General features: G+C 41.5%; 20 protein-coding genes and 3 pseudogenes. 15 read left to right on the forward strand and 8 right to left on the reverse strand.

Annotation, left to right across the window (positions count from 1 at the left end):
• Window positions 1-611 (forward strand): annotated as a pseudogene (locus AB4513_RS23145) (IS5 family transposase); the annotation flags it as partial.
• A 99-nt stretch (window positions 612-710) separates the two neighbouring features.
• On the opposite strand, the gene AB4513_RS23150 reads toward AB4513_RS23145, so the two are convergent.
• From AB4513_RS23150 to AB4513_RS23175, 6 genes are read right to left on the reverse strand one after another with little or no spacing between them, the layout of a single operon-like run.
• A complete protein-coding gene (locus AB4513_RS23150; RefSeq protein WP_016800130.1) occupies window positions 711-1,556 on the reverse strand; it encodes a DMT family transporter in 846 nt (281 codons plus the stop codon).
• An 11-nt stretch (window positions 1,557-1,567) separates the two neighbouring features.
• Window positions 1,568-2,842 (reverse strand): opine metallophore biosynthesis dehydrogenase, encoded by a 1,275-nt coding sequence (locus AB4513_RS23155; protein ID WP_017100974.1) that lies wholly within the window; start codon window positions 2,840-2,842, stop codon window positions 1,568-1,570.
• Window positions 2,839-3,618: a hypothetical protein gene (locus tag AB4513_RS23160; protein WP_016800128.1), complete on the reverse strand. Its 780-nt coding sequence runs from the start codon at window positions 3,616-3,618 to the stop codon at window positions 2,839-2,841. The genes AB4513_RS23155 and AB4513_RS23160 overlap by 4 nt, the downstream gene beginning before the upstream one ends.
• An 8-nt stretch (window positions 3,619-3,626) precedes the next feature.
• Entirely contained in the window at window positions 3,627-4,394 is a 768-nt protein-coding gene (locus AB4513_RS23165) for an ABC transporter ATP-binding protein (protein WP_017100973.1), read from the reverse strand.
• Window positions 4,394-5,458 carry an iron ABC transporter permease gene (locus tag AB4513_RS23170; RefSeq protein WP_016800126.1) on the reverse strand — a complete coding sequence of 355 codons (1,065 nt, stop codon included), beginning with the start codon at window positions 5,456-5,458 and terminating at the stop codon, window positions 4,394-4,396. Before AB4513_RS23170 ends, AB4513_RS23165 begins: the two co-directional genes overlap by 1 nt.
• On the reverse strand, window positions 5,451-6,575 hold the full coding sequence (locus tag AB4513_RS23175) for an ABC transporter substrate-binding protein (RefSeq protein WP_016800125.1): 1,125 nt from the start codon (window positions 6,573-6,575) through the stop codon (window positions 5,451-5,453). The genes AB4513_RS23170 and AB4513_RS23175 overlap by 8 nt, the downstream gene beginning before the upstream one ends.
• A gap of 193 nt (window positions 6,576-6,768) precedes the next feature.
• On the opposite strand from AB4513_RS23175, the pseudogene AB4513_RS23180 reads away from it, so the two are divergent.
• The 12 genes and pseudogenes from AB4513_RS23180 (at window position 6,769) to AB4513_RS23235 (ending at window position 19,922) form a co-directional block, all read left to right on the forward strand.
• A pseudogene (locus tag AB4513_RS23180) lies at window positions 6,769-7,337 on the forward strand (transposase).
• Window positions 7,338-8,515: 1,178 nt separating this feature from the next.
• Window positions 8,516-8,947, forward strand: coding sequence for a hypothetical protein (locus AB4513_RS23185; protein WP_102258042.1), 432 nt, complete (start codon window positions 8,516-8,518; stop codon window positions 8,945-8,947).
• Between the two features lie 51 nt (window positions 8,948-8,998).
• Window positions 8,999-9,484: a DNA repair protein RadC gene (gene radC / locus AB4513_RS23190; RefSeq protein WP_016800123.1), complete on the forward strand. Its 486-nt coding sequence runs from the start codon at window positions 8,999-9,001 to the stop codon at window positions 9,482-9,484.
• 99 nt (window positions 9,485-9,583) lie between these two features.
• The gene (locus AB4513_RS23195) at window positions 9,584-9,847 is read left to right on the forward strand and encodes a DUF1640 domain-containing protein (RefSeq protein WP_102258136.1); all 264 of its coding nucleotides are present in this window, start codon (window positions 9,584-9,586) and stop codon (window positions 9,845-9,847) included.
• Window positions 9,848-10,319: 472 nt separating this feature from the next.
• Window positions 10,320-11,186, forward strand: a complete 867-nt coding sequence (locus AB4513_RS23200; protein WP_240798315.1) for an IS5 family transposase — start codon at window positions 10,320-10,322, stop codon at window positions 11,184-11,186.
• 719 nt (window positions 11,187-11,905) lie between these two features.
• On the forward strand, window positions 11,906-13,597 hold the full coding sequence (leuA, locus tag AB4513_RS23205) for a 2-isopropylmalate synthase (protein WP_048666152.1): 1,692 nt from the start codon (window positions 11,906-11,908) through the stop codon (window positions 13,595-13,597).
• A gap of 39 nt (window positions 13,598-13,636) precedes the next feature.
• The gene (locus tag AB4513_RS23210; RefSeq protein WP_048666151.1) at window positions 13,637-13,987 is read left to right on the forward strand and encodes a cupin; all 351 of its coding nucleotides are present in this window, start codon (window positions 13,637-13,639) and stop codon (window positions 13,985-13,987) included.
• 38 nt (window positions 13,988-14,025) lie between these two features.
• The gene (locus AB4513_RS23215; RefSeq protein WP_102258137.1) at window positions 14,026-14,943 is read left to right on the forward strand and encodes a diiron oxygenase; all 918 of its coding nucleotides are present in this window, start codon (window positions 14,026-14,028) and stop codon (window positions 14,941-14,943) included.
• A 14-nt stretch (window positions 14,944-14,957) separates the two neighbouring features.
• Window positions 14,958-18,404 (forward strand): amino acid adenylation domain-containing protein, encoded by a 3,447-nt coding sequence (locus AB4513_RS23220; RefSeq protein ID WP_102258138.1) that lies wholly within the window; start codon window positions 14,958-14,960, stop codon window positions 18,402-18,404.
• A gap of 59 nt (window positions 18,405-18,463) precedes the next feature.
• Window positions 18,464-18,946, forward strand: a complete 483-nt coding sequence (locus tag AB4513_RS23225) for an SRPBCC family protein (protein WP_080968033.1) — start codon at window positions 18,464-18,466, stop codon at window positions 18,944-18,946.
• A 56-nt stretch (window positions 18,947-19,002) separates the two neighbouring features.
• Window positions 19,003-19,491, forward strand: coding sequence for an SRPBCC family protein (locus AB4513_RS23230; RefSeq protein WP_048666148.1), 489 nt, complete (start codon window positions 19,003-19,005; stop codon window positions 19,489-19,491).
• Entirely contained in the window at window positions 19,488-19,922 is a 435-nt protein-coding gene (locus AB4513_RS23235) for a 2Fe-2S iron-sulfur cluster binding domain-containing protein (RefSeq protein WP_057620393.1), read from the forward strand. The genes AB4513_RS23230 and AB4513_RS23235 overlap by 4 nt, the downstream gene beginning before the upstream one ends.
• On the opposite strand, the gene AB4513_RS23240 is transcribed toward AB4513_RS23235, so the two are convergent.
• Window positions 19,874-20,686: a helix-turn-helix transcriptional regulator gene (locus AB4513_RS23240; RefSeq protein WP_080968032.1), complete on the reverse strand. Its 813-nt coding sequence runs from the start codon at window positions 20,684-20,686 to the stop codon at window positions 19,874-19,876. The genes AB4513_RS23235 and AB4513_RS23240 overlap by 49 nt on opposite strands.
• Before the next feature lie 100 nt (window positions 20,687-20,786).
• Between AB4513_RS23240 and AB4513_RS23245 the strand changes: the two genes are divergently transcribed.
• Complete coding sequence (locus tag AB4513_RS23245) at window positions 20,787-21,506, forward strand: 4'-phosphopantetheinyl transferase (protein WP_048666147.1); 720 nt, start codon at window positions 20,787-20,789, stop codon at window positions 21,504-21,506.
• 567 nt (window positions 21,507-22,073) lie between these two features.
• Here the strand turns inward: AB4513_RS23245 and AB4513_RS23250 are convergent.
• A pseudogene (locus AB4513_RS23250) lies at window positions 22,074-22,299 on the reverse strand (ISL3 family transposase); the annotation flags it as partial.
• A 1,046-nt stretch (window positions 22,300-23,345) separates the two neighbouring features.
• On the opposite strand from AB4513_RS23250, the gene AB4513_RS23255 reads away from it, so the two are divergent.
• Window positions 23,346-23,705, forward strand: coding sequence for a hypothetical protein (locus tag AB4513_RS23255; protein WP_016800120.1), 360 nt, complete (start codon window positions 23,346-23,348; stop codon window positions 23,703-23,705).
• The last annotated feature ends 13 nt before the right edge of the window (window positions 23,706-23,718 follow it).

Consider the following 23,718-nt stretch of genomic DNA (forward strand, 5'->3'; position numbering starts at 1 on the left):
CTCATTTAAGACAAAAACGAAAGGAGCGATACAGCACCTAGCCATTGATGCGACTGGCCTAAAGGTTTATGGCGAAGGTGAATGGAAAGTCAAAAAACACGGGACAGATGGCAAGCGTAGAGTCTGGCGAAAGCTTCATATTGCCGTCGATACAAGCACTCATGTAATTATTGCAGCCGAGCTAAGTTTATCGACGGTTAGAGATGGGGAAGTACTCTCGAACTTACTGAAACAAACACGCCGAAGTATCCTTGAGGTGTCTGGTGATGGTACTTACGACACGAGAGCATGTCACGCTGCTATTAAGATTAAGCGAGCCGTTGCGCTTATTCCCCCAAGAGAAGGGGGCTGCCTTCTTGGAGCGTGGTCATCCTCGAAATCTCGCAGTGGGTTGCCAGAAGTTATACGGCTCAAATAAGTATTGGAAAGAGCGGTATGGATACCACAAACGTTCACTCTCAGAAACAGCGATGTATCGAGTTAAACAGTTGCTAGGAGGGCAACTGAGCTTAAGAAATTACAATTCACAGGTAGGTGAAACTTACGCGATGATAAAAGCGTTGAACAAGCTTACTGGGTTAGGTATGCCTGAAACTTGTCGTATTGACTAAAAAGTATGCGAAACGGGGTGCATCTATCTCTAAATTTAATTACGCAACAAAGCCTTCCCTACTCTCTTTGATTAGTTTGTTTTCTAGGTGGTACTCAGATCATTGAATAATATTTTTTTTCTTTAGCGAGAGGGAAATAGATGTTGTTATTATTATAAGAACGCCACATGTGCTCATCCAACTAGGGATTTCATACCAAAAAATAACCCCCCAAAGTATATTGAAGACCAAGCCGATATAGCGGGTGACTGCAACTACAGCGGCGTTTTCATGACTGAATGCCTTTGTTAGGAAAATTTGCCCAATGAGCGAAACAAGACCAATGGCAATTAGATAAATCCACGCAATTCCCTGTGGAACCACAAACTCATCCCTCATCAAGTAACCGGATACCAACATCGAAGTGAAAAGAAAATAAAACACAATCTCGTAAATATGGTGCCTCTTACTCAGGTGGCGAATAGTGATAGAGGCAGCCGCCGCAAAAAAAGCACTCGCCACCCCTGAGAGGGCATACAAATTAAATGTATCGAAGCTAAATGGATTTACAATTAAGGTAACTCCAACCAAAGTGAGCGGAAAAAGGAATGCTACTTTTTTAGGGGCTTTTTCTCCCAAAATTAGGTTGGAAAGTAATATAACGAAGAACGGGGACAGGTAAGCCAAAATCACGGCGTCCGCTAGCGGCATGTGGGTAATCGCGTACACAAAAGCGAGCAGATAAAACGCCCCAAACAGGCCACGAAGCAAAAGCATTGGTATGCCCGTGGTAGAAAACCTGATACTCGCTTTCCACATTAAACCTAAAATCAGAACGGTTCCTATTGCGCTTCGGAAGAAGACAATTTCAGAGCTTGGAATCGTCAAACTGGCCGCTTTAATAAGTGCGTTCATGACACTAAAAATGAACGCAGAAAATATAGTTAACGCTACACCGTTGTTCATGATGGGTTTCTTTAAAGGTCGTATGATAGACGCACCCAACCAAGGTATTGGTGCGCTTGAGTGCGGGACTCTTCAATCAAATGGTGAGGGAGTTGAGAGCTACTTAACCAAGATTCGAATATACCTAGCACACGGTTAACGCTCGGTAATGCAATCCCATGCGCTCTGCCTAAGACTTGAAGCCAGTAAAGATTCTGTATATCTTCTTTAGGTATTCGAGGTAAAGACAACTTGCCTTTTTCCACCTTACCTTTGGCATAGGGCACGGCAGAGAAGTTGAAGTAGCACCCATTTTCATCCGGCTTAGAAAAAGGATCGATCAGAATCGCGCTGTATCGTACGTAAACCAAATATTCCTGCGCTATTGGAGTGAGCGACATAAACTGCTCAATTTGACGACGACGAATGGTTTCTGGATGCACAGGGTAGTTGTCATCATTGAGAAATTGTAACAAGTTAAATGGTGTTCCGTTAAAGTGAAGTATCAATCTTGATATATCGCGCCATAGCTCAACCAAAATGTGGATGGTTTCGGTTGTGATCGGTCCCTCAGGGAAAAGTTTGTACATGTACTTAACTTCTCTCGTCTCACTTAAGATATGATTGAGCGAGAAAGGGGTCATAAAAAATGCGGGATGAACGAAAGAGGTAATGTTTCGTCCTTCTACGCTAAACCCATTTTCCAACTCGACAACTTCAACACCGATATCCGCTAAAGTTTGAGTCAGTAGCTCTAGGACAGGGCATTTTTCTTTACTTGAGTAAGCATAAATACGTTTTTTAACCGCTTTGGTAAGGACACGAACGCCAGCTTGTTCCGTTATAAATTTAGTGGCCGCAAAGTAATTGGAAAATATCAGTACGTTGGGGGTTAAATTCAGTTCTGAAAACAAGCCTTTTACAATCCGGTGCCCACCAAATAAGGATGAAATGAGGACTACTATTTTTGTGGAACTCAAACACGATTTAGGTAAAGCCAATAGAACCGCTGAATAAGCATGAGATGGGGTGCCCAGAACCAACGTATCCCATTGTCCGCTTACATCGCGTAAATCTTCAAAAACCGCATCAAATATCACCTGCCCAGCCATTCGCTTCAAAGAGGATTTGGCAGCGAAAATATGCGCAATACGTTCGTTGTGTAAGCTTTCGAACATCGGCTGCCAGCGCTCTGATGAGCGGTTTACTAACCCAAGTTGCTCGCACTGGTTTCTGATGATTTTTGCTGTCTGAAATGCGGCTGGCCCTGTGCCAACGATTAACACTTTTCCTAATGAAAGAGTCATTTTGCGCGCTCCATCAAGACGGTGTCATATATCGCTGCATCGTTATGGATCTGTTGTGTTTCCCACCCATCCATTAGGTTTGGGTTGAAAGGGTAATTGAAGGCGGACTTTAAACCATTACCGAATCGAACTAATACTCGGTGAGAGTGGTTAAGATGAGGTCTAAGCTGTCTGAGTTGTTCCCATTTATGTTCCACTAAAGAGGCTACTACAACATGAGTTGGCCGGAAAGAGGCAAACTCAGTGATTAGATCTTTGCAGCTAAAAGTGGTTGACAAGTTGAGTTGGTTGGCCATTTTCACTGCCTGCTCATCAAGATCTATACCGTGCACGAGAGCGCCTGTGCTCTGAGATATAGTGAAAGCAGAAACCGGATAGGACCCTGAGCCAATAAACAGGACTCGAGAGTTGCTTTCAATTCCTGCTTTTTTTAGTTCAATTTTTGTGTTTTCAGAAAGTTGGTATAAATATTCGCTGATGTCGATTTGATGCTCTCTGGCACACTGAGACTGATGTTTTTCCAATAAACACAGAGCTTTTACAGCAGTTTCACGAAGCTGCTTGATTAAACGATCGTACTCAGGGGTCATATCAAAATCATCGCTAATGGTTTTAAAATTTTCTTGCAAAATCCAAGCGCAAAACTCATCAATTTTTTCTTGCAAAAGGACAAAACATTCACAATTTTCAAGGCTGTAATGAGTCAGGGTTTGAATTTGAGATTCAAACGTGGATAGAGAAACTAATAAGTGATATTGCCTTTTATTCATTGCCATAAGAATGCCTAATCTGTTTTAAGGGCTCGAACTGGGGTGACGTGGGTATGTCCATGAACGCAACAACCTACGTCCACATGAATCTGATAGATTTTCCCCAGCCTTTCAGAATCGAGCACGTCTTCTGGTTTACCGCAATATTGAACTTCACCATCATTCATTAAGAGAAGATGGTCGCAGTATCGAGCAGCGAGAGAGAGGTCGTGTAGGACCGCAATTGTGATGATATTTTTGGCTCGGGTATATTGACGAACAAGGTCTAAAATTTGGACTTGATGCTTGAGATCTAAGGCGCTTGTTGGTTCATCTAAGAGCAATACCTTGGGCTCAGCAACAAGAGATTGCGCCAGTGAAACCAGCTGTTGCTGACCACCGCTTAGTTGAGAAAACTGTCTAAGGGCGAGATTTCTCAAACCTAGATAATCAAGGATGGCGTCTGCTTTTTGTTCTTGTTCACATGTGATGTTCCAGCTCAGTTGATGAACCAAGCCCAGTAAGACAAACTCAATAACCGTTAATTGACAGGGAGATTTGTTGAGTTGACATAGGTACGAGAAGGATTGTAGCGGTAATCTCAGCCCGTCCTCCCCACTTGAATTAATCTTCCCATCAGAAGGAATGATGCCCATGATAGCTTTGAGCAATGTCGTTTTTCCTGCGCCATTGGGCCCTAAAATGGCGGTAAATTTGCCACCCAAAAAGTGGGCATCTACCTTCTTTAAAACGAGTTTTCTTCCAATTGGAACGGCAAGATTTTCTATTGAAAGCGACGTCATTAGATAAACCTCCTGCTTATCAGAAAATAAAGAAGGATCGGCACACCGACTAAGGAGGTGACGATACCAATTGGTATGATAGTGCCTGGGACAATCAACTTAGCAACAAGAGACGAGGTACATAAAAGCAACGCTCCCATTAATGCCGCCAAAGGTAAGTAGAAACGCTGATCTTCGCCTATTAGCATTCTTGCTAGGTGAGGAGCAACCAAACCAATGAAACCAATGGTTCCGACAAACGACACTGCTCCTGCAGTTAATAAGGAACACAGTAAAAACATCTGTAGTCTTAACTTGCTGGTCTTTATTCCCAAGGCGAGTGCACGCTCTTCGCCTAAAGTGAGGGCGGTGAGTGCCCATACCTTAGATAACGCAAAGACCAAACCGAACAGGAAAACGGCTCCTGAAACAAAGAAGGACAACCAACTCGCCTTCAGTAGACTGCCAAATAACCAAAAAACAATTTGCTGCAGCACTTCTGGTGATGCCAAATATTGAATTAATGACTGTAAAGCCTGGAAAAAGAAGAGAACGACAATACCTGCCAAAATCAGGATTTTTGCGTCCATATGTCGGCTGCGACCAATTATATAGATCGCCATACTCGCTAATCCAGATGTCAAGAAAGCGGCAAACGGCACGCCTAACCAATGCAAACCAAATACTGAAAAACCGGTTAAAAAAGCTATGGCTGCACCAAATCCAGCAGCAGCAGAGATACCAAGGGTATACGGACTGGCAAGTGGGTTGGCTAAGAGGGTTTGCATTAGACCGCCAGCGAGGCCGAGTGAGGCGCCAACCATAAGACAGGTGAGAGTGATGGGTAACCGAAGTTGCCAGACAATAAGTGTTGATAAGCTGTCACCAGAGGGACCACCTAGGAGGGCTTCAACAACTTGTTCAATGCCTAGCCACGATGAGCCAGTACCAAGATCGAATAAAGCGGAAAAACTCGTTGCCAGAAAAGCGCCTAGCAAAATCTTAATTCTTTGCTTCTGCATTCTTTGATAAATAGCGCCGCTGGAATGATTCAGGTCAGACGATGCTTTCATGCTTTCATTCATGAGTTACGCCCACCTGAATCATGAAAGTGCCTTTGAGCGCTTGCGGCATGTAGTTCCTAAAAAATTCTTGGTGCAATTTCTTAGGTTCAATATCTTTAAATGCTTCTGGGTAAATAGACTTTGCTAGATACAACAAGAAAACGTGGTCGTAAATAGTACGTGTTCCTGAGTGGTATATACCGTAGACGTCACCATTTTTAACTGCCGTCAGTTGATTCCAGCCAGCACGATTTAGGTAGGGGCGGTATCTAGTTTGCGCTTCTTCCATTGTGCTGTTGAAACCAAGCAGGGCGCTGTCGTTATGTTTAACCCAGTGAGCACCGGATATAAAGATCACTTCTGGATCTTGACTCAAGATATATTCAGGCGTTAGGTGGGCAGAACCTTCAAACATCCCATGGGCAAGGTTATCGGCCCCCGCCATTGTCAAAAGGTTGCCCCACATTGTCGTCGAGTAAGATTTACCGTATTCATTTGGTCCACCTGTACCTGCTTCCACATACACACGGCGTGCCGTGTGGTTTTCCAGATGCCTCGTAACACGTTGTTTAACCATGTTTACTGTGTTTTCGTATTCCGTTGCAATCGATGAAGCGCGTCCTTCTGTCCCCATTACTCTGCCTATAACACGTGTGCTAATGACGTGTTTTTCAAGCGTTTGAGCATTGAAGTCTACAACGACAACTCTGATACCATTCTTTTCAAGTATTTCAACTTTTTCACCAAGGGATTGATATTGCCACGCCGCAAGAAGTGCAACATCAGGTTTAGTTAACAAGAGTTTTTCGAAATCAAAAGTACCTGTATAAAGAGAACCTGAATCAATAATCGTTTCTAACTCAGGAATGATTTTTTTATAGGTGGTCCATTGAGATTGACGGTAATCTTTCCAAGAGTGTCTTGGGAAAATAGCCACTTTTTTGTAAGCATCTGGTCCAGCGATCGCTAGGTAATCCTCAAAATAAAAACCTAGGAAAATTTTTTCTGCCGGCTTTTCTAAAGAGATGTTTCTACCGAGCACGTCTTTGAACTGAAGAGCTGTAGAAGCAGAGGCCATGTCACCCAAAGCCAAAGTTGCCAAAAAAAGTGCTTTTACTTTTAAAAGGTGTCCTTTCATTCCCTCGACCTCAAATAGAACACTAATTGTTATAATGTAACAATGGTTCTAGGGTTGAAAAGATATATATTTATTATTTATATCTATTAAATATAAATAATAAAGCTAGGTGGATTTGTTGTTGCGTAATTCAATGGAACTAAATCAAGAACCTACGATATGAGCAGCTACGTCCACTCTCTCTCGTAGCTCTATGTCTAAACCTCGTTACAAAACAACCAACAGGAAGCAATACAACCAATCGCTCATTAACCGTGGCTCTCTGACTTTTTGGATTGATGAAGAGGCAATAAGCGGTTGGGCGCAAAGCAAACAGAATAAGCGCGGTAGGCCACGTCGATTCAGTGATTTAGCTATCACGACAGCACTCATGAAAAGTCAAAAAACACGAGACGGATGGCAAGCGTAGAGTCTGGCGATGGCGCGTACGACACGAGAGTGTGCCACGCTGCTATTAAGATTAAGCGAGCCGTTGCGCTTATTCCCCCAAGAGAAGGAGCAGCCTTCTGGGAGCGTGGTCACCCTCGAAATCTCGCCGTGGGTTGCCAGAAGTTATACGGCTCAAATAAGTATTTGAAAGAGCGGTATGGATACCACAGACGTTCACTATCAGAAACAGTGATGTATCGAGTAAAACAGTTGTTAGGAGGGCGATTGAGCTTAAGAAATTACAATTCACAGGTGGGTGAAACTTACGCGATGATAAAACCGTTGAACAAGCTTACTGGGTTAGGTATGCCTGAAACTTGTCGTATTGACTAAAAAGCATGAGAAACGGGGAGACTCTGTTTCTAAACTGAATTACGCAACAAAGCCAATAATTATTGCGAAGGTGTAAATAATTTCTTGGCTTAATTAAAATTGATTTACGCTAGAAAGGCATTGTGTCATTAACGCACTATAACTAAATATCTTGATATAACTACTCTAAGTGGCAAAGGGTAGAGCACACATATGAATAATTTAATAAAGCACCGCACGGTTTTCATCACCGTTTGATTTGGATTTACATGGCTCGCACCACGTATAAAGGATTTTGATATTTCTTTGTTGCGTAAATCAGTTGAACTAAGTTATCGGGACCGATTAAGAGAAACGGATGTGCTATTTGGAGAAATAGTACATCACAGCGCTGAAGTGATGACTAAGGTGAGGTCTCAAAAAAGTGAGGTAAGGACGATATCTGTTTTTATTCCTACTGGAAAATACGACAAGTGTTTGCCTTACTTATAGACGTATATACATTAACTTAGAAACTGGCTTGACTGATTTGGGGCTAACTCTAACAAGTTAGAGCTTAATCGAGCGCTTGAGACCATTAATGCTCGTTTTGAAAAAGGGACGCTGACCTTTGGCTCTCAAAAGGGAGTTACAGTGAGCAAGGTGGCAGTATCGATATACCCATTCTAGTGACTTACTGACGGGTAAATGTATTTAAATAATCCTCATTCTTGGCTTCTTATCTCTTAGCTTATTGCTTCTTAGTTTTTTACGTGGGGTGAGAAATAATGAGGTGCTCTTTCCTTAGGCGTGATCCTTCGGGCAAGGCTTTCTCTTGGAGCTTTCATCTATGGCCTAGATTGGCATCACCCTAGTGAGCCACTGCGTGCCGCACCAGAAGGTGCTTCTCTACAAGCTCCTATCGTACAACCCTAAACGCCTGCGCCTCGTCAGTCTTCCTCGTTGCTGTTCGTCGTACCTCCTCACTCATTTCACTGACCTCCATTAAGTTCGAGTAAGGGCTTGTTGCCTTATGTGCCGATTTCCCTTTCGACTTGCATCATTTGATGGGGCTCGCAGGCTGTTTACCGTGCTCGCTCAGAGCCCCAATAACAAGGGTATATGAACGCTTCGCGCCCTTGTTATTGAGAACCATGAGCGCTTGCCGGACAGCCAAGCGGCTCCATAAAAGTGATACTCAAACAAAAAGGAAACTCCTCATGGCACAACGAAACTCAAGCCCAACTCTCTCTAAATCGATGTTCAGCGACCAGCGTTTCGCCGCTGGGCACGAAAGCTCACCAAAAAATGATATCTCCTGCCAGGTCGTTGAACGTGCAGTGCGTTCGACCGTTTCCGCGACTGTTTCAAAGGGACTTATTTGGGTGAATTCAACGGACTTTAATTCGAGCGTTCGAGCGGTTAAAGTGCATGAGATTTTACTTAATGAGTTTGGTTATACCGACTCTTTGATCTTGGAGGAAGGAAATAAAGGAAAAGGGGTGAGTATTGGCGTATGTGATAGAGCTACGACTGTGAAACAGATGCGAGAAGATTACGCCTATGCGAAAAAAGAAGAGAGAAACGTTGAAACGACCGCTAAGCATCAAGCGAGAGCGAAAGATCTTCTGACTATCTTGTATGGCCAATAACACGGACTGAGCGCCGCCCATCACGACTTTAAATATTAAAAGGGATCTATTATGTCTGTACTTGCTAACTACTCTAATCACAGCCTTTTCTCTGTAGAAGAAAAAGATATCTTGCACCATGCCGCGAGCATTTTAAAATCTAAGTTGTTTGTGTCAGAGCAGACGCCACTCAATTCCCCTGAATTGGTGAAGTCATTTTGTCAGGCTTCACTTGCTTCCAATGAAAGCGAAGTGTTTGGGGTGATCTTTCTTGATAGTCAGCATCGAGTTTTACGCACAAAAGAGATGTTTAACGGCACCATTGACACCGCATCCGTTTACCCGCGTGAAGTGGTCAAAGAGTCACTGGCCACAAATGCAAGCGCGGTCATTTTTTATCATAACCATCCCAGCGGTGATGCCACACCCAGTCAAGCCGATCGACGTATTACTCGACGACTGACCGACGCGTTAGCCTTGGTTGATATTCGAGTTCTCGATCATTTCGTGGTGTCTTTTGAAGATGTGGTGTCGTTTGTGGAGCGTGGTTGGATATAGCCATTAGTGAAACATGTCTCTCATTTACGCCTATTCTGGCGTGAATGACTTCCTCATCATAATGCTATAAACTGTAAGCAATTAAATAAGGTTTCTACTATGTCTGAATCAAGCAAAGTCACATTAAGCGTTGAAGAGCTGATCAACCTAACCGCTCATGCTGCCACTCAAGAGCAGTTAAATGATACGCGTAAAGAACTCGATCAGAAGATCGAAGCGGTTCGTCATGAGCTTTCAGATAAAATCGACACAGTTCGTAATGAAGTGAGTTCCCTTAAAAATCTCATTATTGCAACAGCCTTCGCTATGATTGCGACGGTAGCCGGTGCCGCGTTTTGGGTTGGCAGTCATATCAACGTTTAATATTCAAATATGTTTTCTTAAATGCCTCTTATCCTAGAGGCATTTTTTTTGTCCGAACGCTTCAACGCTCGCGCTAAAAGAATTTGAGCCAAAGGCTCGACCGCAAGCGGTCGCCAATACCGCTCTCAGTACCACAGTACGCCTATTTGCTCGATGTTTGATTCTATTGCTTTTTCATGGTGTCACTTTGTGGGTTTGTGGCTGATAGGTGGCTTTTTATGATGAAACCATTACTTTACCTTTCTTTGCTATCGCCGTGTTTCGGTTGGGCTTTTTGCTTTGATGAGGCAGGGAGATTTTATAATGTCGATCCACAGCTTTTAAAATCCATTGCAACGGGGCTTTGTTGCGTAATTCAATGGAACTAAATCAAGAACCTACGATCTGATCAGCTACCACCACTCTCTCTCGTAGCCTTATGCCTAAACCTTGTTACAAAACAACCAACTGGAAGCAATACAACCAATAGCTCATTAACCGTGGTTCTCTGACCTTCTGGATCGATGAAGAAGCAATAAGTGGGTGGGCGCAAAGCAAACAGAATAAGCGCGGGAGGCCACGTCGGTTCAGTGATTTAGCTATTACGACAGCACTCATGGTGAAACGAGTTTTTTCTATGCCACTGAGAGCGCTGCAAGGATTTATCGACTCGATATTTAGGTTAGCCCATGTGCCGTTAAGTTGTCCGCATTACACCTGCATCAGTCGTAGAGCCAAGCAAGTTGAGGTCTCATTTAAGACTAAAGCGAGAGGAGCGATACAACACCTAGCCATTGATGCAACTGGCCTTAAGGTTTATGGCGAAGGTGAATGGAAAGTCAAAAAACACGGGACGGATGGCAAGCGGAGAGTCTGGCGAAAGCTGCATATTGCAGTTGATACAAGCACTCATGAGATCATTGCCGCCGAGCTAAGTTTATCAACGGTTACAGATGGTGAAGTACTCCCGAACCTACTGAAACAAACACGTCGAAGCATCCTTGAGGTGTCTGGTGATGGCGCTTACGACACGAGAGCGTGTCGCGCTGCTATTAAGATGAAGCGAGCCGTTGCGCTTATTCCCCCAAGAGAAGGGGCAGCCTTCTGGGAGCGTGGTCATCCTCGAAATCTCGCCGTGGGTTGCCAGAAATTATACGGCTCAAATAAGTATTGGAAAGAGCGGTATGGATACTACAAACGTTCATTGTCAGAAACAGCGATGTATCGAGTTAAACAGTTGCTAGGAGGACGATTGAGCTTAAGAAATTACAATGCCCAGGTGGGTGAAACTTACGCGATGATAAAAGCGTTGAACAAGCTTACTGGCTTAGGTATGCCTGAAACTTGTCGTATTGATTAAGAAATACGCGAAACGGGGTTGTTCTATCTTTAAATTTAATTACGCAACAAAGCCGTTTATTAGTTAAAACTACTGAAACCCAAAATCGCCGAACGTTAACTGTCTCATTAAGCAATTTGTTAGCGGCTGATTCTGGGATATTAGACCAGCCAACCCATACGTGAGCCTTGGGTTGAAAATATCGTCATTATACATGTTAGTTGGCTTGAGTTTGAATTTTACCGTCGAAGGTTCATCTGGATCCTATGCTTGACTGTTCTATATAAACTAAGAAAGGTAGCTAACTCTTGCTTGGGTATAGTTATTTTAAATAATTTATCTATTAATAATTTAAGGTATTACCTCCTGTCTGAGAATATTTTTACTGACAGGGAGCATGGCTAGCTCCAACAATTAAGGTTAAATCAATGCGATAAGTGGGTATAAAAGGAATTTCGATAATGGCCAAGAAAAATATTTTAATGGTTACCATCTAAAGCATAACCCTCTATTAACGCAAAGATTAGGATAACGCAAAGATTAGGATGGTTAGCTATTGGATTATATTGTTTAGCGACTGCTGTGTCATCCGTTTGGGTTAACTATTCATTCTCGACTTTTAATTCAGAGGCATTAATATTTTTTACTGTATTGGTTGCTCAGCTTTCATTCTTTACATTAGCGAAAGAAAATTCAGTTCTCAACTTTAAAATGAAATGAACTAACGCGAGGTAGCAAACATGATTTCTGAACCATCTCAAAAATATACACCAGCATCTATTGTATCTAATCCGGAACGAGTATGGCCTAGCAAGCGACTTGAATCAGCACCTCGTTGGTGCTCAACCGACCTACGGGATGGAAATCAGGCCCTAGCTAACCCTATGGATCACGATAGAAAACTTATGTATTTCGACCATCTTGTGCAATGTGGTTTCAAAGAAATCGAAGTCGCGTTTCCTTCTGCGTCAGATGCTGAGTTTCAATTCGTCCGTAAGCTAATAGAAAAGGACCACATACCTGATGATGTTTGGGTTCAAGTAATTACTCAGGCACGTCCGGATCTGATTCGAATGACGATGGATTCTTTGAGAGGAGCAAAACAGGCAATTGTTCATGTCTACAATGCCACCGCTCCCGTATTTAGGGATGTGGTTTTTCGAAATTCAAAAGAAAAAACCATTCATCTTGCTTTAGACGCTGTTGAATTGATTAAGCAGTTATGTGAGGAACAACCGGAAACTACATGGTGTTTGGAATACTCTCCGGAAACCTTTTGCTTTACAGAGCTTGAATTTGCCTTAGAGATCTGTGAAGCAGTAAAAGACTTATGGTGCCCTAATGAATCCAGACAATTAATACTAAACCTACCGACTACGGTTGAAGTCAACACTCCGAACGTGTTTGCCGACCAGATCGAACTATTCATTAGAAATTTTAGCGATCTCAATAATGTAACTATCAGTATCCACCCACACAATGACCGCGGTACTGGCGTTGCTACTGCTGAACTTGGTGTTCTTGGTGGCGCTCAGAGAATTGAAGGCTGTTTGTTCGGCAATGGTGAAAGAACAGGGAATGTTGATTTAGTAACACTGGCCATGAACCTATATAGCCAAGGTGTTAACCCAAACATTAAGTTTGAAAATATCAAGAAAACCGTGGAAGTAGCTGAATATTGTAATCGAATTCCGGTACATCCTAGGCACCCATATGCGGGTGAGTTGGTCTTTACGGCATTTTCAGGTTCACATCAGGATGCCATTAAAAAAGGGTTTGCAAAGCGGTTTGAAACGGGGCAAGTCACTTGGGATGTCCCATATCTACCAATTGATCCCATTGATATTGGTTGTGCTTATGAAGAGGTAATTCGGGTAAATAACCAATCAGGTAAAAGTGGTGCAGCTTGGCTCATAGAGCAGAACCACGGATTGAGGCTTCCTAGGTTACTACAAATCGACTTCAGCGAAAAGGTTAAATCATTTACTAACCACTCAGGTTGCGAAATGAACCTGAATGAAATTTGGCGGCTATTCCGAGAGTCATATGGCGTTTTAGATAAACCAGATCTTCAACTGATAGATTATGAAAGCAAGTCTGAATCGGGTGAGCTATGCATCAGTTCAACTTTAAATCACAAGGGGCGCAGAGTTGATGTTGAAGGGCTTGGTTCTGGAATCATGAGTGCTTTGGTTAATGGCATAAAACAAGCCTTCGATATCGATATAAATATCAAAGATTATTCTGAGCATACGCTGGGGCTTAGTACTGAAAGTAGAGCCGTCACTTACGTTGAGATCCAATCCAATTTACAGCTGAGTTACTTTGGCGTCTCAATTAATAGTGACTCATTAAAAGCTCTTCTGCAGGCTACTCTAAATGCGGTTTCTTCATTTTTGGATCAGGACGAATCCTTTAATCGGCTCGACTAAGCAAGGCCTTCTTTTTAATACACACTGAGTTTGGAAATTATGGAAAAAATCTTAAATATCCCTTCAGAGAATTGGACTAGCCCAACTAGTTTTGACCCTGGCATCGAACAGATCATTATCGAAGACACCCTAGATACTGAAAAGAAAACTGGGATAAGAACTCGCTTTGTTCGCTTTAACCCTGATGCTGGGACCAAGGAAGTATTTCTTCATGATTACCATGAAGAGGTATATCTGGTTTCGGGTGACCAAATTCTTCTCGATAAAGACACCTTAGAATTAAAGCATAAATACACAGCAGGTGAATACTTTATAAGACCAGCAGGTACTCATCATGGACCGTTCAAAAGCTACGACGGGTGTGTCCTTCTAGAAATTCACTATTACTAAACAAATAAACTAACAAGGCAGTTGAAAGGGAACATAAAATGGCTTATCAATCACACGCAAATTCATGGGAACAACGAGCGACAATCCGGACAAGACCAAGACGCATTATTGAGGATGATGAACTTTCATTTTACCCAAAGGAAAGACAGCCATTGTGCTTTGATCCGGTAATTGAGAAGTTGGGTTTAGAGGTACAAAATACGATTTTGCTTCAAAGCCTATACAAATATATCAATGATATTGTAATTTTTGAGACTGAAATTGTTAACAAAACGGCACTAGATATTGCTAAAGGTCGTTTTCCTTTTGAGTTTTCATTCGAGGCTAGATATGACGCAATGTCAGTTGTTATTGATGAAGACTACCACGCATTTGTTGCAATGGATTTCCAGAATAAGATGGAACAACAAACTGGTTCAAAGCCCTTTCAGGTATTTAATGAAATTGAGCTTAGTCGAGCAATCCCGAAAGCAATCGCCTCATTAGATGACGCTAACCATAAAGCCGGCGTTGAACTGATTGCTGTGGCCATCTCTGAGAACACTGTAACTTCTGACGTTGCTGCTTTTGCTAGTGACGACAGTGTTAAGCGCTCAATTAAGGGTCTTATGGCAGATCATCTTGCAGACGAAGGTCGCCACTCAAAGTTTTGGACAGAGCTAGTCAAGATTTACTGGGCCGAGATTGATGAATCATCTCGATTGGCTATTGGGTCTGCATTGCCAAAATTTCTTGAAGAATATCTTACAAATGATATCCAGAAAGAATTTGATACAGCGTTGATCAACCAACTATCCCTTCCAGGTGTCGTTAAAGCTAAAGTACTTGAAAACCTTGTTGGTGGGTACCCTATTACTGGACAGCACCCTATGGTTGCAAATATCCGCCGATTCCTAATTGCGTCAGGCATTTTTGAGCACGCACCGACCCGAAATCTTCTTGCCCAATATTCATAGATCATGGAAAGACAATGAAACTTTATTCTATTGCACTTGATAGCAAGTGTCCTTGCTCGCATGAACTAGCCAATCTTATTTACGAGCTTGGTCATAATATTATTTCATCAAAACCCGACGAAACTGTTTCTGAAACTGAAGACTCAATGAAGGTCGATTTCACTCTTAAGCGTTACCATCCTGATGACATCGATTTAGGTTCAAGGTCGTCAGTGTATATTAGCGTGGCTCATGAGAGTGATAATGAACAATACATTGTTTCTACATTAGCACCATTTGACGGGCAGTTGGTGCTAATTACTAAGTCAGTCATAAAGAACGGATTCACACATAATGGGGCAGATATTCACAAAGAAATTTGTACAGTTGTAGAACAGTGTGTTTCTTTGACGCTCACACGCTTGTCACAAGGTTTAACCAAAGATAACACAATTCCTAGTGATGAATTAGTGCACTATTCAGAGGTTGACCTTCATGAATTAAAATTTTGGCACAAGTCTAATGAGACGATCGAGAACGGAAAGTATTATCAAGGTTTATACGAAGCTTATGAAAATACGGTTATGTTGTTCCCCCAAAAGGCAGCGGTCAAATTTGGTGATACCTCGATCTCTTACAAAGAGCTGGAAGGTAAGGTTGAAAGATATGCGTCAAATATTCAAAATCTCCTGTATTCAGGTAGTTGTGCAGAACAACAAGTCATAGCAATCGCATTACCAAAGTCCATCGAATTATATGCAACGATTCTGGCAGTGTTAAAACTAAATGCTTGTTATGTGCCCATCGACCCCGAGTACCCAGAAGACCGAATTAAGAACATATTGAAAGGCTCTAAACCTCAATTATTAATTGGAGCGTTAAATTTTGAGACAGAAACGCGAGCTACTTCAATAGATGCCCTAGAGCAAAATATTGATATCGGAACAACAGCGACGTCGTTTAAATACGAAGAAAACACAAGTCAAAATGCTGTGATGATCTATACGTCAGGTTCAACGGGTGTTCCAAAAGGCGTGCAACTCACTCATCAGAATGTGGCTCATTTCTGTCACTGGTATATCACAGAAACGAATCTATCATATGATTCTCGTTGTCTTCAGTTCACAACAGTTTCCTTCGACGCATCTCTATTAGATATCTTCCCTACATTTACAACTGGGGGGACACTTATTGTACCTTCATCAGAGCAGCGACATGACTTCGAACAACTAAACAATTTAATCTTAGAAGAGTCAGTCACACACTGTTTCATACCACCAGCAATGTTATCGGCAATGCCGCAGTGTTCATGGCCATCTATGGAATACATCATCACCGGTGGCGATGTCTGTGACAGTGCAGCGATCGATCATTGGTCCGGACAGTCAAATTTGGTCAATATATATGGGCCTACTGAATGTACTGTGCTGGCTACCTTTAAACGACTAGATCAAGGCTGCAATAACAAAGTCATTGGACAGCCAATCAATAATACTCAGGTTTACCTGATTAATGAAAAAGGCGATCCTTGCCAGACTCTGGAGCAAGGTGAGCTGTATATAGCAGGGAAAGGAGTTGGGCCTGGGTATGTACGAGATATTATTCAAACTAATGAACGATTTGCCCCGATTGAATCGAACTCAAAAGCAGGCAAAACGTATCGCACGGGTGATATTTGCTTTTGGGACAATAATGGTGAAATTAACTTTATTGGTCGTCGGGACAATCAGCTTAAAATTCGAGGATTTCGAGTTGAGCTTGGTGAGATAGAAAACACGATTCTTCGATTAGACCTTTACACTGGGTGTGTAGTTATAGCCGACGATAAAAAACAGATCAGAGCTTTTGTTAAAGGTCCGAAATCTAATGTTTCTACCGACCAATTACGTGTTGAGTTGGGCGAATGCTTACCAGATTATATGATGCCAGTATTAATCAAAGAGCTCCAAGAATTTCCTTACACGGTCAACGGTAAAGTTGACCGTAAAAAACTTGCAGAATTCAAAGTGCGTTCGGTTGGTACCACCAAAGATGAAGTTTGGACTAAATTACAAACGGAATTGAGAGAAATATGGGCTGAATCACTCGACGTTGACCCTGAGGACTTATCTCTGAATTCATCGTTTTTTGATATGGGAGGTCATTCATTACTTGTATCAAAAATGCTCCTCACGGTAAGGAATACCTACGAAGGAAGCTTTACATTAGCTCGCTTCATGGAAAAACCAACGATCGAAGCACTAAGCAAACTTTTAACGTCGGACCACCTCACGAAAGGGGCGCAGATTTCAGACCGAATATATGCAGATTTGGTACTGGATCAAAAAATCGCCCCCTTTACTGAAGAGAATCTTAACGCATTTAATCCCCGTGCAGTTTTATTAACAGGGGCTACAGGATTTTTAGGTGTTCATATTTTGGAGCAATTGGTTCAAAAGACTGATGCGATTATCTATTGCCACATCCGAGCAAGCTCTCAAGAATATGCACTCAAGAAACTGGCTGAAAATTATAGAAAATTCGGGGTCAATGACTTTAATCAGAACCCTCGAATCAAAGTGGTATGTGGTGATCTAGCTGCCCCGCAGCTAGGTCTAACTGACAGCGACTACCAAATGCTATGCGGAAATGTTGATGTCATTTATCACAACGGTGCGCAAGTGAATCATATCTATGATTACACTTATCTTTACAATGCTAATGTTCGCTCGACCATCGATCTACTACGTATGGCTTGCACTGGTCAGCAGAAGCAAGTGGTCTATGTCTCAACATTAAGTGCTGCAAGTAATCTAAATGAACAAGGACACATTGTGGAAGAGGGGCCAGCAGGGCAGCTACCGGCTTTCGTAAACAATGGATATAACCTCACCAAATGGGTTTCTGAACAATTGGTTTGGCAAGCTTATGAACGAGGCGTCCCAATAACACTTGTTCGACCAGGGAACATTACTGGGCATTCTCAAACTGGCCATTGTTTCCCTGACCAGAATCGAATTTTGTTGCTATTAAAGGGGGCTGCACAAATGGGGGTCGCCCCAAATTGGGATTTACAGTTCGATCTGTGCCCCGTCGACTTTATCGCCCAAGGTCTTGTGGAAGGTTCATTAGATAAAGTTAAACATACACCTGTTCTTCACTTTCATAACCCGAAACCACTAACTTGGAAACAATATGTGGGTCGGCTAAATCATCATGGGATACCAATTAAATTTATATCGGATGATCAGTGGAGAAGCATGCTGCTAACACTAGATGAATCAAATGCTTTATATCAAGTAGTGTCATTTTATCTCGATGAAAATTCAGAGGATATTGGTGACATCTCAAATATAGATTATAAAAAAACCTTAAACCGTTTAAATCAATCTGGATTGGATTATCCGGAAAAAGACAACAAGTTGATTGACGCCAATTTAGGGTATCTCATTTCAAGCGGATTTATTGCAGAAACTGTAAACATCAAATCAGTAACTTCATAAACCCAAGTAACCTGTAATTTTCAGATATTTTTCAGTTTTAATACCTTAAGGATATATAGATGAATTATTCAGAAAAACGCTCAACACTAATTAATGTTCCAAATACAAAGACCATTAGTACCCCCGTTACTATTAAAGCATCGGCTGCTGAGGTTTGGTCAATTGTGGGAGATTTCTCAGGCTTCCATAAATTTGTTGATGGATTAGAACGAATTGAAATGACTGGCGAAGGGGCACGTTCCGTTCGTAAAAAGTTATTTGAAGATGGGCATGTCGTTATAGAGCAGCTCAATCACCGTGATGAACAAAGTATGCTAATGGACTGGAGCTTGATTTACACAAATATGGATATTGGAAATCTATGGTCATCAATGCGTGTTAATCAGATCGATAATGACCACTGTGAAGCTATCTGGGATATTGCCGGTGAACCTTACAATAACGAAACCAACCAAACTGATTTTGAATCGTTTGTCGAAGGCTTTGCCCGAAGCTGTTTGAATAACGTTAAAGAAATCGCTGAATCCACGAAAGCAGCATAACAAAAGCCAAAAATAAAAACCAGATGGGTTCTATACCCGTCTGGTAGGGAGAAAACATGGAAAATACTATATGTCATCGACACTTCTATCCTGCCATTCCTCAAACAAAAACCTTAAGAATGGAAAAGAAGATTGAGGCTCCAGCCGGTGTTGTCTGGAGTGTTGTAGGAAACTTTTCAAGATTTGACCGATTCACTGATGGGCTAAATAAATGCCAGATGATAGGTGAAGGATTAGGTCAGGTTAGGGTTAAGACATTCGATTCGGGTGATTATGTTGTTGACCAAATCTCGTTTAGAGATAACTCCAACATGAAAATGCACTTCAATATAATTTCCACTTCTCTGAACCTCAGAAACCTTTGGGAGCTCATGAGAGTTGAAGAGCTTACTGATTCGTGTTGCAAGGTAGTGTGGGAAATGGCAGGAGAGCCAAAAACAGGGGCTCAACAGGAACTGGAAGTATTTTTATCGGACTTTGCTAATGCTGCGTTAGCTAATGTCGAAAGCATTTGCAGTGAAAGGTTAAATGAGGTCAGTTCATGAGCACTTTATGGTTTTTAGCTGCCATTGGGGTGCCTTGTATTTGGGGTATCTATGTTGCTGATATGACCAGTAACCTTCTAGCTCTGAAAGTTGAGCCGAGTGACATTGCCACAGAGCATTTTTCACTTATGAGTCAAACTCCTTTGGCACAGGAAACCCAAATTAAAGTTCATCTAGATAATGAAGTGCTTTGTGATAAAGCAAATGGCGAAAAATCAATACTGGAGTTGGCCGAAGATGCTGGTGCTTACATCAACTCAGTATGTAGGAATGGTTTATGCGGCGCATGTGTGGTTAGGGTGGAAGGGAATACTCGAGGAGGATGTACCGACGTATTAGAAACGCATAGTATCGAGAAAGGGATAAGGCTCGCTTGTTGCACTTATCCAATTGATGATTGTTCTGTGTTCAGTGATACGTCACTTTCTTGAACCAGACTTGGGAAGGCAACGAATGAGTTTGGTGAAATGCTAGTACGCTTCTTAAACATTGTGCTGAAAGCACTGTGGCTATCGTAACCAACTGCTACTGCTGCATCCGTAACAGAATAGCCACTAGCCAGTAACTCCATACTTTTAAGTATCCTAAAATGTCTGAGCCATTCTCCAAAGCTCAAACCAGTCTCTAAGTGGAATTTACGGGAAATAGTTCGTGCCGACACATTCAGTGAGAGCGCAACATCGGCTAGTTCCCAGGGGCGCTCTAAATGAGCGGTCACACGTTTACAGAAAGATTTAAGTTCTTTCGATGAAGGCATGGGTACATTAAAGTCTGTGAGGTGAATTAAGCGCAACTCATCAAGAATAAGTTCGTTGATACGTTCTTCGCGTGAACCTGTTGTAAGATTATCAGAGAAATCAGAAGCTGCATTAATCAGCTCTCTAAGCAGCGGGTTAACTTGAAATATACCTAACTCATTACCAAGATCAGCACGTGCTAAGGGATCTATGAAAAGAGTTCGTACTTCAACTCGGCCTACCGCGACTAAGCTGTGAGGTACCCCTGCTGGAATCAGCAGGCCCCGAGATGGAGGAATGACCCAACAATTATCTTTGGCATAGACTCGAATTGCCCCTTCCAGTATGTGTAAAACCTGAATAACCTGATGGTCATGAACAGGCTCTTTAATACCGTTTTGGTAGGTGTACTTAATAGCCCGAATTGGTTTTTTGGGTCTGTCAGTTTGGTAAAACATACTTAATTCAATCAGAAAATAAAATTCATCTTAAAAAAGGGTTATTGATACGCAAGATGTTTTATATTCACTTTTGCTATAACTAAATCAAAGTGATGGAATGTTCAAATCTATGAAATGCACGCCCATATTTCCATTTATTACTGCTGTCGAAACGTTAGAATTCGATGGCATTCCTATTGTTTGTCTTAAATGTCATTTTGACCCTATCTATTATTCGGATACCTTAGCAGTAAAACTGTTAGGGAGGGACTTATACAAGAAAATATCAGGCTCAGTACATAATAGAAAGGCAGAATTTTTGGCTGGTAGGGGACTGGCCATTTCAATATTAAAGCAGCTCGAACATACGAATACGATAGTTGGTATTGGTAATCAAAGAGCACCTGTATGGCCTGAAAGTGTAAAAGGGTCCATAAGCCATGCCGACCAAGTAGCAGTTTGCGCTATTTGTAGAGACAGTTTGTATAAACGAATAGGCATTGATATCGAATCGCTGAATGCTGAAGTTTCGGAAAGCTTGAAACAATCAATTATAAGCCCGCCCGAAATAAATCTATTAAATAAATGTGGTTTTGTTAAGTCAACTGCATTCTCTTTAGCTTTCTCGGCCAAAGAGAGCCTATTTAAAGCCATCTTTCCTGAAGTTAATTACTATTTTGATTTTGATTCAGCAACTCTTACCTATATAAATACAAATGAAAAAACACTTAAAATATCTTTAAATGTAGATTTAAATGAAACCTTTAAAAAAGGGAAGGAATTTTATGGGAAATATATTTTTACGGGAGGATATATTCTTACATTGATAGTTGATTGATTACTATTTTAGTGAAATGAGTTTTTACGATAGCGCTAGTTATGTCACCAAAAGTCTAGTTTTTCGAGGATAATGCACAATACGTTCTAGTGTTATCCAGTAGGTTTTTAGCGTTAGTCCGGCGATCTTCTGTTAAATGGCTCTGCGAATAATATTACTGGTTTGATAAAAAAACTTATTATAAAAACTTTAGTAGAGCTTATTTAGCGAAAAGACGGGTACACTTATGCATGATTAAAATGAGGCTACAAAGCGAGAATAAGCTAATGTTTCTACCGGGCTTCTGCTGTTTCTGGCTTCGGTGGCTTAGCTATGGGTCCTTTCAATATTGATTAAATTGGGAACAGCTTAATCAAAGTAAATTAATGCTGGTTTTCATTTATCCCTGATTTCAGATAATAACTGCGACACTCATGGAAAGGCGTAGAAGAGGAAGCCAACTGCGAAAGTGGTACGCTCTTCTCGCCAAAGAAACAAGCAGTACTACCATGAATTTTCTGCTTTGCCGTCTTTGACTGAGAGTTATCTTCGACCAGAGTTTACAATACCTAAATGGCTCTTCTCCGCTTAGATGAGCTTGATTTCTGGGTAAATGGTAGAGTGAGTTTCTAGGATTGAGGTTTGTCTAATCTTCAATTTAAAGTAATCAGTATCCCTGACTCCTCGGGCTAAGGCCTATCGATACATTCCCAGCTTCCACTTGGGCATTCGTCAGCTTATATTTTGCATAATTGCAGCTCCCAACTCTTCTCTCCCAGAGCGCGTCTGCAAAGTTGATGAGAGATAAGATCTGAACCAGATTAAAGAGACAGTCGATTTTGCCATCCATGAAATTGTCCTTCATCTCGTTGATTCAGGTAATCTTTTCTACGTACCTAAGTCTTGTTTTTCCTTGGATAACGCCTTACCGCCCAACGCCATGACAACCAGAATAGTTAATGACTTACAATGACTATAGTAATTTGCCAACCTTTAAGCTTCGTCCTCATGAGAAAGTTGATTTGATACTAATTATGTTTACTTTAGGGACTGCTGCTCCTTTTCTCTTCAGTGAAAATAGTTTTATTTGTCTTTCCATGACGAATTCCATTATTGTTTTGTTACTGATTGCCAGAGTAAGTAGATAGTTACGTATTCCTAATTTATATTTGTTAAGGGTTTATAATGAAAATCATAATTAGATACTGTTCACGAAATGCCTCCAGTATATAATGGATATTTGATTGATTGATTGATTTGATTGATTTGATGCGATGGTGCGTTCTAAAATTTTTTCATTTCTAGCCTGTATTTTTGGGGTGAAAGTGCCCCTGTATAAGAGTAACTTGGCGTTAATGTAAAAACAGTGTGGTCAAATCTACACCCCAACCCCTTCCAATAGGGGCGTTTTTCATCGATAATTTAGCCTCTTAGCGAAAACAAAGACTAATTGGAAAGCGCCCCCAAGATGCCCCTGTATTTTCAATTCTTCACCACACACCACGCTAAATCGAAAACGATTTAAATGGTTGTCTGCTTTAAACATAAAGACAATACAATCAATAACTTATGATATAAATAGAAGAGTGAATATTTTGGGGGGGAAATTTTCAAAATTTCAACTAATTAGCCGCTGAAATCCAATGTAGATTTACATCATAAATGCATCAATTGTACTTAATCCCTTTTCGAGAAAGGTCTGAGAGCTTGTTTAAAGTGGAAGTGATGTACTAGTGATTTATTAGCAATTAACTCGATGTTTTTAATGATAAATAGTGAGCTTTTTTGCAAGCATGTGATTTAATTGTAATGTAGGTAAAGTGTTGTTTAGAGGGAAATCTAAGAAAGGATGGTGGGATTATGGCGAAAGCTTTTTCTGTACAGAGTTACATTCGGGGTGAATTGGAGCAAGATTTTAAGGTGTTCAGAGACAGAGAAAAGTTAGGTGATGCGGAAGCCGTCAGGCAACTTCTCACGCTGGCATTGAGGATCAAACTGAACGATAAGGAAGATGAGCGGCCGTCTAACCGCGAGTTGATGGAAGAGATGTATCGACGGATCAGGATGATCCAAGGGACGGGTAATTTAACCCACACACAAAGTTTTGATGGTGTCGCGTTCCATGAAAATAAAAAAGATGCAGTAGAAATGCGTAATTTGGTTTCCGCTGATGTGGATAAAAAAGTGGATGCTTATCTTGCAGGCGAAAAAAAAGGGTAGCAGCAGCTACCCT

Origin of the sequence: Vibrio sp. 10N.222.54.E6 (genome assembly GCF_041473955.1) — a bacterium.
Lineage (GTDB): Bacteria > Pseudomonadota > Gammaproteobacteria > Enterobacterales > Vibrionaceae > Vibrio > Vibrio tasmaniensis_A.